Consider the following 19,850-nt stretch of genomic DNA (forward strand, 5'->3'; position numbering starts at 1 on the left):
TTAATTTTGTAACCAAACAAAAATATAAACTATATTGATTATGAAATTGATTATTGTATTAGTAGTCGTTGTACTACTTGTTTTTTGGTGTATCTCTATTTACAACAATCTTGTAAAACTGAGAAACAATCGTGAAAATGCTTTTGCAAATATAGATGTTCAGTTAAAACAACGTCATGATTTGGTTCCACAACTTGTTGCTACGGTTAAGGGATATGCTGATCATGAGAAAGAAGTATTCATGAGAGTAACAGAGGCTCGCTCTGCAGCTATGGGAGCTACTACAATTGATGATAAAATTAATGCAGAAAATGCTCTTACCAGTGCTCTTGCAGGATTTAAAGTTTCTTTGGAGGCTTATCCTGAGTTGAAAGCTAATGAGAACTTTCTTCAATTGCAAAATGAACTTTCTGATATAGAAAATAAATTGGCTGCAGTTCGTAGATTCTTCAATTCTGCTACAAGAGAGCTTAATAATGCAGTAGAGGTATTCCCTTCAAATATTTTCGCCAATATGTTTGGTTTTAAGAAGGAACCTATGTTTGAAATCCCTCAGGAAGACAGAGCCGAATTTGACAAAGCTCCTGATGTAAAGTTCTAAATAGATGAAATATGTTGGATTGCAGACTCAGATAAGTCGTAATAATATCCTGAGTCTGCTCTTATTGCTCGTTTTTCCTGTTGGTATACTTGGGATGATGTGGGTCTTTGTTGCCTTGATAAATTATTTCAGCAGTGGCGTTTATAACGATTACGGCCAAATAGTTTATCATTTTAATGTAGATGCAGCAAACCAAATGTTCCTATCTTACTTGCCATGGGTACTTGGAGTTGTTGGTATTTGGTTTATCATTGCCTATTTCTCAAATGTATCTATGATAAAGCAAGCTACAGGTGCACGCTCTGTAAGTCGTATGGAAAATCCACGTCTTTACAACATTGTGGAGAATCTGTGTATGACTTGCAATATGGATATGCCGCAGCTTAATATCGTAGATGATCCGCAGCTCAATGCTTTTGCAAGTGGAATAAACAAGAATAGCTATACAGTTACTGTTACAACAGGATTGTTGGATTTACTTGATGACAAAGAACTTGCTGGTGTGCTGGGACATGAACTTACGCATATACGAAACCGAGATACGAAACTTCTTATTACCAGTATTATTTTTGTTGGTATAGTTTCCACAGTAATGTCATTAGTATTGAACATGATGTATAATATGATGTGGTTTGGTGGAACTAGCAGACGAAGTAACGATAATGACAATGATAAAGGAGGTGGACTTTCTATAGTTGTAATTATGCTTATAGGACTTGTTTGTTGCGCAATCGCATATCTTTTTACTCTTTTGACAAGATTTGCCATATCTCGTAAACGTGAATATATGGCAGATGCTGGTGGAGCTGAATTATGTGGTGACCCATTGGCGTTGGCTTCTGCATTGAGAAAAATATCAGGAAATCCTGGATTAGATAATGTGAAAAGAGCTGATGTAGCGCAATTGTTTATCATTAAGCCTGATGATATGAAGCAAGGGCTTCTAAGTTTTATGAATTCACTGTTCAGTACTCACCCTGATACAGAGAAGCGCATAGCTATATTGGAGCAATTTTAAGATTATGATGTATTTTAATAAATTAAGAATAATATCATTACTTGTTATAGGATTGTTTTCATCACAGGTTTTTGCACAACATGTAAGCTATCGTTCATTTGATCATTATAATGACAAGGTTGCCGAATTTGAAAGAATGAGTGATATTGACAGTACGGATGTAGTGATGTTAGGCAATAGTTTAACTGAATACGCAGGAGACTGGAGCAAACTGTTAAAGTATAGACATGTGAAAAACCGTGGTATCGCCGGGGATGATGCAGAAGGAATATATCAAAGGCTGAACCAAATACTACCGGGGAAACCCAAGGCTATATTTCTGATGATTGGAATTAATGATATCAGTCATGGGTTAACAGCAAGTGAGGTTTTTGAAAAATGCCAGAAAGTAATAGATAAAATCTGGGCTTATAGACGCCACACGAAATTGTATGTGCAGAGTATTCTTCCTATAAATGAAACTTTCGATCAATGGAAGAATCTGGACGGTAAGACTGATGAAGTTGCTGCTGTAAACAGACTCTTACGACATTACTGTATGCGTAATAATATTACCTACATTAATTTGTTTAAGGATTTTAATCGACATGGAACAAATGAAATGCGTAAACCACTAACATGTGATGGACTTCATTTAACTCCAATCGGGTATAAAGTTTGGACTTTTAGATTAAATAGATATTTATAGAAAAACGGATGCAAAAATGCATCCGTTTTTATTTATGAATAATATTGATTATTTTAGATAAAATGGTGTTTGTGCTAAAATTGTCTTATATATATAATAAAAAAACTCGGAACGCCTTGTTTAAAAGGGTTCCGAGATAATTTAGTTGCGGAGGCAAGACTCGAACATGCGACCTCCAGGTTATGAGCCTGGCGAGCTACCAACTGCTCCACTCCGCGATATTAACCAATTGAAAATCAAGAGCTTTGAAATGTTTGTTATCCTATGTTCTTGTTTTGTGAGTGCAAAGGTATCACTAATTTTTGAGACCACCAAATATTTATATGACTTTTTTAAAAATAAGTTTAATAATTACATATTGTGTTTGTTATCTAAAATAAATACCCTACATTTGCACATGTTAAATATGATGTGCAATTAAAATAAGATAGGAACATATATGTCAATCTCAAGAACAAGGCAGAAGCTTGTCGACGTAGCAAGACTTCTTTTTGCCAAAAATGGTATTGCCAATACAACGATGAATGACATTGCCGTTGCTTCTGGTAAGGGACGTAGAACTCTTTACACGTATTTCAGTAGAAAGGAAGACGTGTATTCTGCTGTTATTGAATCTGAATTGGAACGTCTTTCTGATAGATTGGATGAAGTGGCAAGTATGAAGATACGTCCCCAAGATAAAATAATTGAACTTATTTACACTCATCTTAGTATGATACGTGAGACTGTTGTTAGAAATGGCAATTTGCGTGCGGAATTTTTCCGTAATATATGGATGGTTGAGAAAGTGAGAAAAAACTTTGATGAGGACGAGATTGAACTGTTCCGTAAGGTTTATGCTGAAGGCAAGGCCGATGGGGAGTTTGATATTGATGATGTTGATTTAGTAGCAGACATTACTCATTATTGTATAAAGGGACTTGAAGTTCCGTTTATATATGGTCGTCTGGGTCATGGATTGACAGAGGAAAGCAGTAAACCATTGGTGGCAAAAGTCGTTTATGGTGCATTGGGTAAATCTATTAGCAGGTAATTTTTTAATATATAACATTTAACAAATTAGAAAAATGGGATTATTAACAGGTAAGACAGCCCTTATTACAGGTGCTGGACGCGGCATTGGTAAGGCTATTGCCATGAAGTTTGCAGAAGAAGGAGCAAACATTGCATTCACAGATCTATTTATAGATGAAGAGCATGGTGGTCTGGCAACAGAGCGCGAGATTGCATCTCTTGGCGTAAAGGCAAAGGGATATGCAAGTAATGCTGCTGATTTCAAGCAGACAGAAGAAGTTGTAGCTAAGGTTAAGGAAGAGTTCGGTTCTGTAGATATTTTAGTAAACAATGCTGGTATCACTAAGGACGGTCTTATGTTGCGTATGACAGAACAGCAATGGGATGCAGTTATTGCAGTTAACTTGAAGAGTGCATTCAATTTTATCCACGCATGTGTTCCAGTAATGATGCGTCAGCGCGGTGGTTCTATAATCAATATGGCATCTGTTGTTGGTGTACATGGTAATGCTGGTCAGGCAAACTATGCTGCTTCAAAAGCTGGTCTTATTGCATTGGCAAAGAGTATCGGTCAGGAAATGGGTCCTAAGGGAATTCGTGCAAACGCGATTGCTCCAGGTTTCATAGATACAGCAATGACACAGGCTTTGACTGACGATGTTCGCAAGGAATGGATTAGTAAGATTCCTCTTCGTCGTGGTGGTAATGTTACTGATATCGCAAACACTGCAGTTTATTTGGCTTCAGACCTTTCTAGCTATGTTTCTGGTCAGGTTATCCAGGTAGATGGTGGTATGAACATGTAATCAATAAGTAGAAAAAATTGATTCCAGTTTACGAAGATAATCATATAATCATTGTCTATAAGAGCAGTGGGGAAATCGTGCAAGGTGATAAAACCGGAGATGAGCCATTGTCTGAGACAGTGAAGAAATACATAAAGGAGAAGTACCAAAAGCCGGGAAATGTTTTTCTCGGCGTGGTACATCGCCTTGATCGTCCTGTTTCGGGACTTGTTGTTTTTGCAAAGACATCAAAAGCACTTACACGTTTGAATCAAATGTTTCGTGATGGTGAAGTGCATAAGACATATTGGGCTATAACAAAGGATGCTCCAAAGGAGTCAGAAGGTATGCTTACGGATTGGCTTGTGAGAAATGAAAAGCAGAATAAAAGTTATGCATACAATCATGAGGTTCCAAATTCAAAAAAGGCTATCTTGCAATATAAGGTAATTGCCCATACCGATAATTATAATTTGCTAGAGATAAATCTTATGACAGGTCGTCATCATCAGATACGTTGCCAATTGGCAAATATGGGATGTCCGATAAAAGGAGACCTGAAGTATAGTGCAAAGAGAAGTAATCCAGATGGAAGTATATCTTTATTGTCACATCACGTTGAGTTCGCTCATCCAGTGTCAAAAGAACTTATTTCTATTGATTCACCAGTTCCTGATGACAACTTATGGAAAGCTTTGTCTGAATATGTATAAGTTTTGTCGGTAAAACTTGCACAATTCGCTTTTTTATTATATTTTCGCAGTTAGTTATTTATTAAGCGCAACAAGAAATATTATGCTAATCTTATTGTTGACATAATTTGATGCCTATGAGGAAGTATGTAAAATGGGGTATCGGAATAATTGGTACGCCATTTATATTGTTTGCCATCTTGGCAATATTGTTTTATTTCCCTCCATTTCAAAAATGGGCAGTAAAGCAAGTAACTGCATACGCCTCAGAAAAGACAAAGACAGAGATAACTATTAACCACGTAAATCTTGAATTTCCATTAAATCTTGGCATTGAAGGTGTGAAGATTCTTCAGCAGAATGATTCCATGCCGCAGATAAAGGATACGGTTGCCGATATAAAGAAAGTTGTAGCTAATGTAAAACTCATTCCTCTTTTCAGTAAGAAAATAGATATAGACGAGTTGAGCTTTGACTGTATGAAGGTGAATACAACTAATTTTATTCACGAAGCACGTATGAAAGGTACTATCGCACGAATGGATTTGGTGTCACATTGTATAGACTTAGGCGCTGAACACGTAAATATAGATAAGGCAAATCTTAAGAATGCAGTCCTTGACGTAGCATTAAGTGATACCGTACCCAAGGATACAACAAAGAAATCTAATTTTTGGAAAATAAATGTTCACACTGTGAATATTGAGAAGACAGACTTGACAGTCCATATGCCAGGAGACACTCTTCAGGTTCGGGCTTATCTTGGTAAATCTATCACAGAAGGTGGTTATTTCGACTTATATAGAGGAACTTTTAAAGTAAAACGTTTCGACTGGAAAGACGGTAGCTTAAATTACGATAACAATTTTAAGATACATTCCAAAGGATTTGACTATAATCACTTTAGACTAAGTAACATTGCTATAGGCATAGAAAATCTTTCATACCTTAAGCCGAATTTGAGGATGAAATTACGTGAGTGTAGTTTCAAAGAGAAAAGCGGAATAGCTGTTGACGCATTATCAGGAAAAATGCATCTTGACTCAAATAGATTATTCTTGCAGAATCTTTATTTCAAGACTCCGCAATCATATCTTCGTGCAAGGGTGTCATTGGATTTGAACGCATTTGCAAAAGGCAATCCTGGAAAATTTAATGTTGCTTTAAATGGAAGTTTTGGTAAGTATGATTTAATGCGTTTCATGGGTACTATGCCGTCGGCGTTTAGAAAGCAATGGCCAAATTATTCTTTAAGTGTTTCGGGGACAGCCGCTGGTAATATGAAATCTGTGAGCTTCTCAAGACTTGCAGTAAAGTTGTCTACGGCATTTAATTTTGATGCAAAAGGTTTTGTATCGAACATAGACAATCTAAAGAAACTTAGCGGAAATGTGAATATAAAAGCTCATACATATAATTTGGGCTTTGTAAAGTCATTGCTTTCTAAAGAAATAAGCCGCAATGTAAAAATACCAAATGGAATTTATGTTGATGGAGCGTTTAAGTTTACTGGAAACAGATATGCGGCAAACTTCATTGCAAAGGAAGGTAAGGGACAGGTGAGAGCCGTGGCTGATTTCGATGCCGATAGAATGGCATATAATGCAACACTAAATGCTTCAAATTTACAGTTGCAGCATTTCATTCCAAATTATGGTTTGAATCCTTTCACTGGTTATGTGGCGTTGAAAGGAAAAGGCTTTGACTTTACTTCTTCACGTACAATGATTGTTGCGAGGTCCAGAATAAGTAAATTCAATTATGGTGGTTATAATCTTGATCGTATCAATGCAAATATAAAATTACAGAATGGTGTAGCCAATGCCTCTATAAATAGTTTGAATCCTTTGTTAAAGGGAAGTATAAACCTCAGTGCATTAGTACATAAGAAAACAGTCAAGGCTACGCTTGTCTGCGATTTGGCTAATGCTGATTTGTATAATCTTAAACTTACAAAATCACCTTTGTCTGCATCTATATGTGCCCATCTGGATATAGAGTCAGACATGAATAAATATTATAAAGTGAATGGAATGGTTAATGACTTGGCTATTCATGACGATAAGAAGTTTTATAAATCAGATGCCATTGCTGTAGACATTCTTTTGCGTAGTGACACGACACATGCAATTATTAACAGTGATGATTTCAATATTGGTGTAGATTCCAAAGGTGGTTATGGACGATTGCTAAGTCAAGGACAAAGTATTGTAAAGGAGATTCAGCGTCAACTTAAAGACCGAGTCATCAATCAAGTTATGTTGCGCAGAAAGTTGCCTGATGCAAGCATAACATTCTCAAGCGGCAAAGATAATTTTTTGGTTTATCTTCTTAATAAATATGGTTATTCTTTCTCAAGAGCCAATGTTGATATGCACTCTTCTCACATTGTTGGTCTTACTGGAAATTTAAGCATAGATTCTTTAATTGTTGATAGCATCAGACTTGACACCGTAAAATTCAATATTAAGTCGGATAACGATAAGTTTGTTTATCGTGCTCAAGTTATCAACAATCGTAGAAATCCACAATATGTGTTTCGTGCTATTTTAGACGGAGAATTAAATGAACATGGTTCTTCTTTAAAGGCACAACTTTATGATGCCAAAGATAAATTGGGAATACAACTAGGACTGTTGGCAACAATGGAACAACATGGAATACGTTTGAGCATATTGGGGGATAAACCGATACTTGGTTATAAGACATTTAATGCCAATGATGATAATTATGTGTTCTTAGGGGATGATAGACGATTGTCGGCTAAACTACAGTTAAAGTCTGATGATGGAATGGGAGTCCAGTTGTTTACGGATGACGGAAATAAGGAAGCACTTCAAGATCTAACAGTATCATTGCACCAATTTAAACTTCATGATATACTCTCTGTTTTGCCTTATACACCTGATGTTTCTGGAGTTTTGAACGGAGATTATCACTTTATACAAACGAAAGACGAAATCTCTGTATCAACAAATATGACGGTGGACAACATGATTTATGAGAATTGTCCAATGGGAGATATAGGGGCTGAGTTTGTATATATGCCAAAGAAGGACGGTTCACACTATGTTGATGGTGTACTCTCACAAAATGGATTGAAAATAGCCACTGTTAAAGGAACATACAACTCTGAAGGAGCTGGAAATATTGATGCAAACTTAGGATTTGATCGTACCCCAATGGCTGTATTCAATGGTTTCATTCCTAATCAAATTATTGGTTTCAAGGGGTATGCAGAGGGTACTCTGAATATTAATGGAACTCTGTCAAAACCAAATGTAAATGGAGAAGTTTATCTTGATTCCGCATATCTGGTAAGTCAGCCTTATGGTGTAGAGATGCGTTTTGATAATGATCCAGTAACGATAAGTGGAAGTAAATTACTGTTTGAGAATTTCCAGATGTATGCACATAATGATAGTCCGTTGACAATGGCTGGATACCTTGATTTCTCTGATTTGGATAACATGGACATGGACGTGAAAATGCGAGCATCTAATTTAGAGATTATAGATTATAAGGAAAACTTACGCTCGGAAGTTTTTGGAAAGGCATTTGTCAATTTCTATGGAAGTATGCATGGACATTTAGATAATTTACAGATGAGAGGAAAACTTGATGTGCTTGGAGCTACCGACATGACCTATATCTTGAGAGATTCACCAATCACGACGGATAATCAATTAGACGGGTTAGTTAAGTTTACTGACTTTAAAAATTCTAAAACTCAGACGGTCAACCGTCCTTCATTGACAGGTTTCAATATGGATTTATCTATGAATATCAACAAAAGTGCTCATATACTTTGTGCGCTCAATGCTGATAAGTCAAACTATGTAGACCTTATTGGAGGTGGTGATTTGAGGATGCAATACAATACAGTCGATAATCTGCGCCTTACAGGAAGATATACATTGAATAATGGTGAGATGAAGTATTCTTTGCCAATAATTCCACTAAAGACCTTTAATATACAAGACGGAAGTTATATAGAGTTTAACGGTGATCCAATGAATCCTAAATTAAATATCACTGCCACAGAAACAAACAAGGCTACCGTATCTTCTGACGGTGGTACAGGCAAAACTGTTTCTTTCGAATGTGGCGTGAAGATTACGAAGACTTTGAAGGATATGGGCTTGGAATTCATCATAAAAGCGCCAGAGGATATGGCTGTTAACAACCAGTTAAATACGATGAGTGTTGAGGAACGTGGAAAGATCGCTGTTACAATGCTTACTACTGGTATGTATCTTGCCGATGGAAATACAAATGGATTCTCAATGAACTCGGCATTAAGCGCATTCCTGCAAAGTCAGATCAATGGCCTAGCTGGTAACGCTTTGAAAACATTAGATTTAAGCTTTGGTATGGATAATGCGATGAATGCCAGCGGAAGCCAGCATACAGACTATTCATTCAAGTTCGCAAAGAGAATTTGGAACAACCGTCTTAGAATTATTGTTGGCGGTAAGTTCTCTACAGGACAAGATGTGGCAAATCAGAATCAGTCATTCTTTAGTAATGTATCTTTCGAATATCGTCTGAATGAGGCTTCAACACAATATTTAAAACTATTCTATGATCGCGATAGTTACGACTGGTTGGAAGGAGATGTAGGACAGTATGGTGCTGGTTTTATATGGCGTCGCAAGGTGCAGCATTTTAGTGATCTGTTCCGTTTTAAGGATGCTGAACCTTCTATTCCTGTGGTTGTTGATAAAAATAATGCAGTAAAGCAAAAATAAATATGATATCAAAAATATATAATTACATATTGTTAATTTGCGGTTTAGCGCTGCTTTCAGCTTGTTCCACTACGGACAAGGTGCCAGAAGGCGACCAACTGTATGTAGGACTGACAAAGATAAAATACACTAATTATGAGAGTAATTCTCATTTCAATTTCACCCGTAATGAGCTTGATGCTGCTCTAGCATGTGCTCCTAATGGTGCCTTGTTTGGTAGCTCATATTATCGCACTCCATTTCCTTATGGTCTTTGGGTGTGGAATGCTTTTTCTAAATCAGAAGGACCTGTTGGTAAATGGATTGCAAAATCATTTGGTAAGGCTCCTGTTTTGATGAGTTGGGTGAATCCTGCTTTGCGGGCATCAGTTGCTCAATCTGTACTTAAATCACATGGATATTTTAATGGTAGTGTGAATTACAACACAATAACGATGAGTAATCCAAAGAAAGCCAAGATAGGTTATGAAATTGATTTGGGACATCTATACACGATAGATAGTGTGGCTTATGAAAAATTTCCTGAAGATGCTGATAGTTTGTTGAAAAAGACATTATCCGATGCTGTTATACATAAAGGAGATGCTTTTGATGTGTCCACATTGGATGCAGAAAGAACACGAGTGAATGTGTTGTTCCGTAATAACGGTTATTATTATTATCAGCCAAGTTATGCTTCTTATCTTGCAGATACGCTTTCTGTTCCTGGTAAAGTTCAAATGAAATTTCAACTTGCAGAAAAAATTCCAGAAAAGGCAAAGCGTAAATGGTATATAGGAAGAGTGGACTTGCAGTTGCGTAAGCAAATGATGGAACAACTCAATGACTCGTTGATGCATCGTAATTTTACGGTTCATTTCAACGGACGTCATTCCCCTATACGTCCAAGAGTTATTATGCGCGATTTAAAACTTAGACCCAAAAATATATATAGTTATGATAATTATCTAGAATCTTTAAATAGAATTTCTGGTAATGGGCTGTTTAGTATAGTTGATTTTCAATTTGCTCCACGTGATACATCTGCTACATGCGATACATTAGACTTGGCTTTGAATTGTGTCTTTGACAAACCTTATGATTTCTATGTTGAGACAAATTATACAGGTAGGACAAGTGGAAGAATGGGGCCAGGGCTTATTGTCGGTTTTACAAAGCGAAATGCTTTCCGTGGAGGAGAAAAGCTTGATATAAACGTAAAAGGCTCTTATGAATGGCAATCTGGACATACAGCTAGTGGTACTAGTGATAACATAAATTCTTATGAATATGGTGGTGATGCCTCTCTGGAGTTTCCAAGACTCTTAATGCCTTTTATGCAGCGTCGTAGATTTTTCATGACTCCGTCTACCTTATTAAAGGCTTCTACTGATATTATCAATCGTGCAGGATATTTCAAGCGTCATATAGCATCAGGCGAGTTAACATATACTTTTCAGACAAGCAAGAACTCTATGCATCAGTTTAGTCCTATTATACTTGAGTATGAGTATATGTCTTCACATACTGCTAAATTTGACTCTGTAATGAAGACCAGTCCTTATCTTCAAGTGTCAATGAAGAATCAGTTTATTCCTAAATTGAGATACAGTTATATCTACACTAGTGACAAAACATACAGAAATCCGATATGGTGGCAGACAACAATCAGTGAGGCTGCTAATATCCTGTCATTGGGCTATGCAATTGCAGGAAAGTCATGGGGGGAGAAAGATAAAAAACTGTTTAAGAATCCCTATGCTCAATATGTGAAAATAGAAACCGAATTCAGAAAGACGTGGCGATTAGCAGAACATTCAAACCTTGTCGCTCATTTTGACCTAGGTGCAATATGGGCTTATGGTAATTCAGACATGGCACCTTGGAGTGAACAATTCTATGTTGGTGGTGCAAATAGTGTGCGTGCCTTTACTGTAAGAAGTGTGGGACCAGGATCTTATTATCCTACAGCAAAAACTTACTCTTATCTAGACCAGACAGGAGATATCAAGTTTCTTGCTAATCTGGAATATCGTCCACATCTTTTAGGTAATCTCTATGGTGCAGTGTTCTTGGATGCAGGAAACGTTTGGACGATGCACGATAGTAGCGACCGTCCAGGAGGAAAGTTTAAATTAAATAATGCTGTTAAGGAAATGGCTGTGGGTACAGGTGTTGGATTAAGATATGACTTGGATTTTTTTGTGATTAGAGTAGACTGGGGAGTAGGTCTGCACCTTCCATATAAAAGTGGTTTTTATAATCTACCTAATTTCAAGGACAGTCAAAGTCTGCATTTCGCAATCGGAATGCCTTTCTAGTTATCTAAAAATAAGGTTCTTTGTTAATTTACGGGAGGATCCTCTATAAATGGGCTAGTTTTACCAGAAAAAGTTTTTTTAATGCCACTAATGTCATAATGTCACAAACCCTTTATTTATGGGGCTTCTGCCAGTGACATTAAGTGACATTATCGGGGTAAAAGTGACATTTAACTCCAATTAGCACCTGTTTTTAGCGTTTTTTTCGCAATTATGCTATTTGCATAAATACATATCCCCAAATTTTCGCAACTTCTGTGTAATTCGATTACCTCAACATGTGTGCAATCCGATTACCTTGTTATGTGGGTAATTCAATTACCTTAGCATGTGTGTAATCCGATTACACAACGTAGGTAATCGGGTTACACAACGTAGGTAATCCAATTGCTTACGTTAGGCAATTGAATTACTTAACGTGAAAAAGAAGATTACTCAACGCTGGTAAACGAATGATTATCAATAAAACGACAAGAACAAGGTTGATGACAATTAGTACTATTTATTGAGTTGGTTACTGAGATAATAATTAGCCATATTGCAAAGTATATTGCACATGGTCACGAGTACAGATCATCATAAACGGAAATGTGTCTATGCATGTATTTGCATATTTGGTAATAAATCGCCAAAAATAGGTGTGATTTGCTGTTTAATGTCACTTTTATCCCGATAATGTCACTTAATGTCACTGGCTGAAGCCCCATAAACAAAGGGTTTGTGACATTATGACATTAGTGGCATTAAAAAAACTTTTCCTGGTAGAGTCAAGCCCATTTATGAATGATATTACCCTAAATTGACTAAGAACCCAAAATAATCAGTTACAGCATAAAAAAAAATGTTATGTTGATTAAAAAGTGTGGCGATACTTATTCATTCTCAGTATTATTTGTTAAATTTGCAATTCAAATTAAAGTACGATTCAAATTAAAGCACAATAAAAATATTATTTATGAAACCTACATTGTTACTTTTAGCTGCCGGCATGGGCAGTCGTTATGGTGGTCTTAAGCAATTAGATGGTCTGGGTCCAAACGAAGAAACCATTATGGACTATTCTATTTATGATGCTATTCAGTCAGGATTCGGTAAGATCGTATTTGTTATCCGTAAAGATTTCGAAGATGAATTCCGTACAAAGGTACTTTCTAAGTACGAAGGTCATGTACCTGTAGAATTGGTATTCCAGGGTATTGATAGTCTTCCTGAAGGATTCTCTGTACCAGAAGGTCGTGAGAAACCATGGGGAACCAACCATGCTGTACTTATGGCAAAAGATGTTATCAAGGAACCATTCTGTGTTATCAACTGTGATGATTTCTATAACCGTGACTGTTTCAAGGTAATTGGTCAGTTCTTGGCTGATCTTCCAGAAGGAAGTAAAAATACATACGCTATGGTTGGCTTCAGAGTAGGTAACACTCTTTCTGATAACGGAACAGTAGCTCGTGGAATTTGTTCAAAAGATGCTAATGGAAATCTTACAACAGTTGTTGAGCGTACAGAAATTGTCCGTGTAGATGGTAAGGTTTCTTACAAAGATGAAGAAGGTAAGTGGGTTGCAGTAGAGGATAACACTCCTGTATCAATGAATGTATGGGGTTTCACTCCAGACTATTTCGAGCATAGCGAGGCTTATTTCAAGGAGTTCCTTTCTGATCCTAAGAATATTGAAAATCTTAAGGCTGAGTTCTTCATTCCATTGATGGTAAACAAACTTATCAACGAAAATACTGCTACAGTAAAGGTTCTTGATACAACAAGTAAATGGTTTGGTGTTACTTATTCTGCAGATCGTCAGAGCGTAGTTGACAAGATTCAAACTCTTGTAAACGATGGCGTATATCCAAATAAAATATTTTAAATTTGTAGTTGGGTAGAAAATACAAACTATTCATTATTAAAATATAGTATTGGTCAGGAATGATTGCGGTATATTTATTTATTGCATCAATTCTGACCAATTTTTGTTTCCATCATATTAGGTTTCATCTAATTTTATTACCTTTGCAATCATTATGCAGATAGATATTATAACAGAGAAAGAAATCGCTGAGTTGAAAACTCTTATTAGCGATGCAAATAAAATCATACTTGTTGGGCACAAAAGCCCTGACGGTGATGCGATAGGTGCTTGTCTTGGTTTGGCGGAATATTTGCGTCAGCAGGGCAAAAGTCCATCTGTGTTTATTCCTGATGCATATCCTGATTTTTTAAAGTGGTTGCCTGGTACAGAGAAAATAGTAAGATACGATAAGCACAAAGTTGAAATAGATGCTGCTTTTAAGAATGCAGACTTGATATTTTTTCTAGACTTTAACGATGCTGCAAGACTTGAAGATATGCAAGAGGGTATTGATGCATCTTCTGCAAAAAAAGTGGTTGTAGACCATCATCTTAATCCTGTCATTGATTCAGTTATAACTATTTCACACCCTGAAGCATGCAGTACATGTGAATTGGTGTTTCGCCTAATCTATCAACTCTCTGGAATTGAAAATATGACGCGTAAGATAGCGGTCCCAATATATTGTGGAATGATGACTGATACAGGAGGCTTTACTTATAATTCAGCACGTCCAGAAATATATTCTATTATAGGACTTCTTCTTACTGTTGGAATAGATAAGGATAAAATATATCGCAATGTATTCAATAATTATAGTCCGTGGGCAATTAAGTTCCGTGGTTATTTAATGAGTCAAAAGTTGAATATCTTTGAGGAATATCATGCATCTTATTTCACTGTTAGCAGACAAGATATGAAAAATTATCACTTTATAAAAGGTGATTTGGAAGGACTTGTCAATGAGCCGTTGCGTATAAAAGGACATAAGTTTTCAATATCACTTCGTGAAGACGATCGACATGATAATACGGTTCTTGTGAGTTTGCGTTCTGTTGATGATTTTCCTTGTAATAAGGTCTCTGAAGAATTTTTCAATGGGGGAGGACATCTTAATGCTAGTGGTGGTAAACTGCATTGTAGTCTTGCAGAGGCTGAAATAATAGCCCGCAACGCTATAATTAAATTCGGTGATATGTTGAAAGCTTAAAAATTGGGAAATATAAATAAAAACTCTCATTATAACCTTTCTATATGTTAGCTTTTTAGTATCTTTGCATCAAAATGATAAGATAAGTCGCACTTTTGCATTATCTTTGCCATTGTAATTTATAAATTTAACGATGAAGAAAACTTTATTTGCACTTCTCGCTTTGGTTGGTATAATGATTTTCGGTTCATGTAGCAATACGGAAACTTATGCTGATAAGAAGAAAAAGGAACGCTCGGCAATCAACCAGTTTATAGCTGATTCTGCCGTTAATGTAATTTCGGAAGCAACTTTTTTTGCGCAGGATTCTACAACAAATGTTAGTAGAAATGAATATGTGCTATTTAATAGTTCTGGCGTATATATGCAGATTGTAAGGAAAGGTACTGGCTCTAGATTGAAGAGTGGTGAGACTTCTCCTGTTCTTATGAGATTTACTGAGGTTAACCTTATGACAGATTCTGTTCTGTTGTCAAATGATGTCCTTAAATATTCTGCAATAGTAGACCATTTGAATGTAAGGGATATTTCTGGTTCATTCTATGGACAGTTTGTATCTGGTGAAAGTTTGTTTGCCAGTTATTATAGTACAACATCAGTTCCTGCAGGATTATTGGTTCCTTTCGCTTATATCAACCTCGCACGTTATGCGTCTGCTGAAAGTGACATTGCTAAAGTGAAATTAATTGTTCCATCGGCTAAGGGTACTACTATTGCATCAAGTAACGTATATCCTTGTCTGTATGAACTTACATTGCAAAAAGGTAGATAACATATAAATTTATGACACTAATTAAATCTATTTCCGGCATCCGCGGTACTATCGGCGGACATGTTGGTGACACCCTTAATCCCCTTGATATCGTAAAGTTTACTTCGGCTTATGCAACATTTATTCGTCGTAGTAAGAAATCAGACAGCAATATAATTGTTGTTGGACGTGATGCTCGTATCTCAGGAGAAATGGTTAAGAATGTAGTTTGTGGTACTCTTATGGGTATGGGATATGATGTTATCAACATTGGACTTGCTACAACACCGACAACAGAACTTGCTGTGCGTATGAGTGGAGCTGATGGTGGTATTATCATCACTGCAAGTCATAACCCACGTCATTGGAACGCTCTTAAATTACTAAATAATGAAGGTGAGTTCCTAACTAATGATGATGGTAATGAGGTGCTTGCTATTGCAGAAAGCGAAGATTTTGATTTTGCTGATGTAGATAATCTAGGCAAATACAAAGAAGATAATACTTTTGACAAACGACACATTGATAGTGTGTTGGACTTGAAACTTGTTGACGTTGATGCAATCAAGAAAGCTGGTTTTAAGGTTGTTGTTGATTCAATAAATTCTGTTGGTGGTGTAATCCTTCCTGATCTATTAAAGGCTCTTGGAGTAGATTATAAATTCCTTAACGGAGAAGCTAATGGTGACTTCGCACATAATCCAGAACCAATAGAGAAAAACCTTGGTGGTATTATGGGTGAACTAGCTAAGGGTGGTTATGATATGGGTATCGTTGTAGATCCTGATGTAGACCGTCTTGCATTTATATGTGAGGATGGCAAAATGTTTGGTGAAGAATATACTTTAGTTTCTGTAGCAGATTATGTTTTGGGCAACACACCTGGTAACACTGTGTCAAACTTGAGTTCTACTCGTGCTCTTCGTGATGTTACTGTTAAGCATGGTGGTGTTTACACTCCTGCTGCAGTTGGAGAGGTTAATGTAACCACAAAGATGAAGGATGTAAATGCTGTTATCGGTGGTGAAGGCAATGGTGGAGTGATATACCCTGAGAGTCACTATGGTCGTGATGCTCTTGTTGGTATAGCTTTGTTCTTGTCTAATCTAGCTCATAAGGGATGCCGTATCAGCGAACTTCGTGCTACATATCCAGAATATTGTATTGCTAAGAATAGAATAGATCTTACTCCTTCTACTGATGTAGATGCAATCCTTGTTAAGGTAAAGGAAATGTATGGTAAGGAAAAAGATGTTACAGTTACAGATATTGATGGAGTTAAACTTGACTTCCCAAATAAGTGGGTACATCTTCGTAAAAGTAATACTGAGCCAATTATCCGTGTTTACAGTGAAGCTGCAACAATGGATGAGGCAGATGCCTTAGGCAAAAAACTTATGCAGGTTGTTTATGATATGCAATAAGCAATATTAAAATACAAAAAAGTGCAATTCTATTTGAATTGCACTTTTTTATTTGCTCATAAATTCACCTTGAACCAAAGCTATCTTAATCCATAAATCTGTATATTTTTGTTGGAACGAAACGAGGTCAGTAGAATTACCTTTGTCGTCATATACATGTGTCTCTGGTTTACCGTTGTTTTTAATTTCCATAGCAACAGCAACTTTTCCGTTATCATGATAGAATTTCAATGATTTCAACACACCATTATCTGTGTTAAAACTACCAGTCTTGTCATCATCTGTCCATATTTCTCCTGTAAACGGTTTGTTATCGTAATACACGGAGTCCTTTTTAAAGCTTACTTCATTGGTGTGTATTTTCTTAGTACACGAAGTTGCCATTATTATGGCAAGGGATATTATAATTAATATCTTTATTTCCTTCATTTTTAGTTTGCCTTTTCTTTATTTGAAAAACTATCGTCTTCAGCGAATTCTTTATACATGTCATCAAGAGTATTGAAAAGGACGTTGATGTTATCTTCGTTCCCGCATGCTTCTTCAAAGAGTACGACCAAATCACCATCTTCGTTTTCCAACGCATGGTTGTTGATTAGTATATTCGTATTTATAAGTAGCAATCTTAGAATTGTTATTTGATTTAGGTTTATTTTATGTGGTTTTACTGTTTTTATTCCAGCTACATACGCTTTCATAATAGTTCTCACCATAAGCTGAATAGCTTTAGGCTCGTCAATTTCAGCCAACTGAATGCCTTTTGTGTATTGTTCTAAGTGCTCTGGTATTGTTGAGAACATGCCACCAAGAAGTAATTCCATATTTCTCTTGTATTCATCAACTGTTGCTTCGTACAGTTTGGTGGTTTTACAAGCAAACTTTAAATAATCATGAACTGTTAGTTTCTTTTCAGCTGAAAGCTTCTGTATATCACTCTCTACCTTTTCTTCATCAGAGTAGTTAAGTCTTATTAGAATTGGTAACATTATATCCATGAAATTGTTTCCTATTTGTTCATAATGTTCCAGCATAGCTTGTTTTATATTGCTTGGATTATTCTTTTCGTCAAAATCGTCGCCAGGGTATTTGCTGTCAACGATCGCAGTTCCGAAAGCCTCGAAAAAAGCTCTTGTTAATGCAGCTGTTGCTTGGTAGCTATTCACTCTTTTTGTCATAGTCTTGTTGTTTTGGGTATAAAGTTAGCTTTTTTTCTTTATTGTTGCAAGTCAGAGCATCAATATTTCTTTTTAGTCCTTTGTATTTTGCTCTTTTTACAGCACTACCTTTAAATAATTCTCTATATTCTTCTTCTGTCAGATTTTGCCATTTCTCCCTCGTCATATTCAAAAGTTCTTCTTTTGGTTGAAGCTCAGGAGTGTCGTTCGGTTGGGCAAATCTATTCCATGGGCATGCATTGAGACATTTATCGCATCCGTATATTGTGTCTCCCATTTCCTTTGCCAAATTATCGCTTATTTCTCTACGGTTTTCTATTGTTTGGTATGATAGGCAAAGCTCGGCGTTAATCTCATGATCTTCTGTTATTGCATTAGTGGGACATGCGTCAATACATTTATGGCATTTACCACACTTACTCTTGATAGGGGAGTCGTATTCAAGTTCGACATCAAGAAATAATTCACCAAGAAAGAACATACTTCCGGCATGTGGTATTATTAGTTGATGATTCTTTCCAGTCCATCCTAATCCTGCCTTTTCAGCCCAATATCTTTCTAATACAGGTCCTGAATCAACGAATATCCTGCATTTGTTGGTTTGTGGATTATCGGAATGTAATTCATCTTCAAATCCAAACTTTTGAGCAAGTTGCCTTAATTTGTCTTTTATTATGTCGTGATAATCTTTACCAAGCGCATAGGCTGCAAGTTGATATTCTCCTTTTTCTATAGTCCTCTTAGGCGCATAGTTAAGAGCTACACAGACGATACTCTTCACTCCATTCATTAACAATCTCGGATCAAGTCGTTTGTCCGTGTAGTTTGCCATGTAATCCATATCGGCATAGTTGCCTTTTTGAATCCAGTTCTTTATGTGCTTTGCGGTTTTATCATCTACAGCTTCGGCTTTTGCGATACCAAATGCAAAAAAGCCGAGGTTTTGTGCCTCGGCTTTTATTGCCTCTGCAAGTGAGACACTATTCAAAGGTTTTAAATTCATAACCTTGTTCCTTTAACCATTTTATTGATTCTGGAAGTGCTGTTTTTAATTTGTCAATACTCTTCAGTGAATCGTGGAAAGTTATGATAGAACCATTTCTGGTAAATCGTTTGACATTGTTTACAACATCTTCAGCTTCAAGCCATTTTGAATAATCTCTTGTGACCAAGTCCCACATTATTACTTTGTATTTCTTTTTTAGCCACCAATATACAGAGTGTCTCATCCATCCATGTGGTGGTCTAAATAAGTGTGAGTGAATTAAATCATTTGCTTGATCAGTATTTTCAGCATAGGTTATTGTCCAATGCTTGAATGAGCCGAGATGATTAAATGTATGGTTACCCACCTGATGTCCCTCTTCAACGATTTTGTTGTATAGGTCATGGTGTCTCAATACATTTTCACCCACCATAAAGAATGTTGCCTTTACATCAAACTCTCTAAGAGTATTTAAAATGAAAGGTGTGGACTCGGGGATTGGACCGTCATCAAACGTCAGATAAACCGAATGTTCTTTCTTGTCCATTCTCCAAGTCGCACTGGGATACATCCAGCGCAACCATTTTGCTGGTTGCTCTATAAACAT

At 36.5% G+C, this 19,850-nt stretch carries 16 protein-coding genes and 1 tRNA gene; 12 read left to right on the forward strand and 5 right to left on the reverse strand.

Annotated features, from left to right (window positions below; genetic code table 11):
- Positions 1-40: 40 nt before the first annotated feature.
- Genes HEQ28_RS00245 through HEQ28_RS00255 form a run of 3 tightly spaced genes read left to right on the forward strand, consistent with a single transcriptional unit; the run spans position 41 to position 2,307 of the window.
- On the forward strand, positions 41-601 hold the full coding sequence (locus tag HEQ28_RS00245) for a LemA family protein (protein WP_434503199.1): 561 nt from the start codon (positions 41-43) through the stop codon (positions 599-601).
- Positions 602-605: 4 nt separating this feature from the next.
- On the forward strand, positions 606-1,619 hold the full coding sequence (locus tag HEQ28_RS00250; RefSeq protein WP_434503200.1) for a M48 family metallopeptidase: 1,014 nt from the start codon (positions 606-608) through the stop codon (positions 1,617-1,619).
- Between the two features lie 4 nt (positions 1,620-1,623).
- Positions 1,624-2,307 (forward strand): GDSL-type esterase/lipase family protein, encoded by a 684-nt coding sequence (locus tag HEQ28_RS00255; protein WP_434503201.1) that lies wholly within the window; start codon positions 1,624-1,626, stop codon positions 2,305-2,307.
- A gap of 145 nt (positions 2,308-2,452) precedes the next feature.
- On the opposite strand, the gene HEQ28_RS00260 is transcribed toward HEQ28_RS00255, so the two are convergent.
- Positions 2,453-2,525 (reverse strand) — tRNA-Met (locus tag HEQ28_RS00260).
- A 221-nt stretch (positions 2,526-2,746) separates the two neighbouring features.
- Here HEQ28_RS00260 and HEQ28_RS00265 point away from each other — a divergent pair.
- The 9 genes from HEQ28_RS00265 (at position 2,747) to glmM (ending at position 17,083) form a co-directional block, all read left to right on the forward strand.
- On the forward strand, positions 2,747-3,340 hold the full coding sequence (locus HEQ28_RS00265; protein ID WP_207153480.1) for a TetR/AcrR family transcriptional regulator: 594 nt from the start codon (positions 2,747-2,749) through the stop codon (positions 3,338-3,340).
- Positions 3,341-3,374: 34 nt separating this feature from the next.
- Positions 3,375-4,127 (forward strand): 3-oxoacyl-[acyl-carrier-protein] reductase, encoded by a 753-nt coding sequence (gene fabG / locus HEQ28_RS00270; protein WP_434503202.1) that lies wholly within the window; start codon positions 3,375-3,377, stop codon positions 4,125-4,127.
- Positions 4,128-4,144: 17 nt separating this feature from the next.
- The gene (locus tag HEQ28_RS00275; RefSeq protein WP_434503203.1) at positions 4,145-4,819 is read left to right on the forward strand and encodes an RluA family pseudouridine synthase; all 675 of its coding nucleotides are present in this window, start codon (positions 4,145-4,147) and stop codon (positions 4,817-4,819) included.
- A gap of 116 nt (positions 4,820-4,935) precedes the next feature.
- Positions 4,936-9,549 carry a translocation/assembly module TamB domain-containing protein gene (locus HEQ28_RS00280; RefSeq protein WP_434503204.1) on the forward strand — a complete coding sequence of 1,538 codons (4,614 nt, stop codon included), beginning with the start codon at positions 4,936-4,938 and terminating at the stop codon, positions 9,547-9,549.
- A 2-nt stretch (positions 9,550-9,551) separates the two neighbouring features.
- Complete coding sequence (locus HEQ28_RS00285) at positions 9,552-11,849, forward strand: translocation and assembly module lipoprotein TamL (RefSeq protein WP_434503205.1); 2,298 nt, start codon at positions 9,552-9,554, stop codon at positions 11,847-11,849.
- 955 nt (positions 11,850-12,804) lie between these two features.
- A complete protein-coding gene (locus tag HEQ28_RS00290; protein WP_434503206.1) occupies positions 12,805-13,716 on the forward strand; it encodes a nucleotidyltransferase in 912 nt (303 codons plus the stop codon).
- A gap of 154 nt (positions 13,717-13,870) precedes the next feature.
- Entirely contained in the window at positions 13,871-14,908 is a 1,038-nt protein-coding gene (locus tag HEQ28_RS00295) for a DHH family phosphoesterase (RefSeq protein WP_434503207.1), read from the forward strand.
- Positions 14,909-15,041: 133 nt separating this feature from the next.
- Positions 15,042-15,680: a DUF4827 domain-containing protein gene (locus HEQ28_RS00300; RefSeq protein ID WP_434503208.1), complete on the forward strand. Its 639-nt coding sequence runs from the start codon at positions 15,042-15,044 to the stop codon at positions 15,678-15,680.
- An 11-nt stretch (positions 15,681-15,691) separates the two neighbouring features.
- Positions 15,692-17,083, forward strand: coding sequence for a phosphoglucosamine mutase (glmM, locus tag HEQ28_RS00305; protein WP_434503209.1), 1,392 nt, complete (start codon positions 15,692-15,694; stop codon positions 17,081-17,083).
- A gap of 48 nt (positions 17,084-17,131) precedes the next feature.
- Here glmM and HEQ28_RS00310 read toward each other — a convergent pair whose 3' ends face one another.
- Genes HEQ28_RS00310 through HEQ28_RS00325 form a run of 4 tightly spaced genes read right to left on the reverse strand, consistent with a single transcriptional unit; the run spans position 17,132 to position 19,850 of the window.
- Positions 17,132-17,512, reverse strand: coding sequence for a hypothetical protein (locus tag HEQ28_RS00310; RefSeq protein WP_434503210.1), 381 nt, complete (start codon positions 17,510-17,512; stop codon positions 17,132-17,134).
- 2 nt (positions 17,513-17,514) lie between these two features.
- Positions 17,515-18,258, reverse strand: a complete 744-nt coding sequence (locus HEQ28_RS00315; RefSeq protein ID WP_434503211.1) for a hypothetical protein — start codon at positions 18,256-18,258, stop codon at positions 17,515-17,517.
- Positions 18,239-19,261 (reverse strand): tRNA epoxyqueuosine(34) reductase QueG, encoded by a 1,023-nt coding sequence (gene queG / locus HEQ28_RS00320; protein ID WP_434503212.1) that lies wholly within the window; start codon positions 19,259-19,261, stop codon positions 18,239-18,241. Before queG ends, HEQ28_RS00315 begins: the two co-directional genes overlap by 20 nt.
- On the reverse strand, positions 19,239-19,850 hold the full coding sequence (locus tag HEQ28_RS00325) for a polysaccharide deacetylase family protein (RefSeq protein ID WP_434503213.1): 612 nt from the start codon (positions 19,848-19,850) through the stop codon (positions 19,239-19,241). Before HEQ28_RS00325 ends, queG begins: the two co-directional genes overlap by 23 nt.

The sequence above is a fragment of the Prevotella sp. genome, assembly GCF_051059605.1.
GTDB lineage: Bacteria > Bacteroidota > Bacteroidia > Bacteroidales > Bacteroidaceae > Prevotella.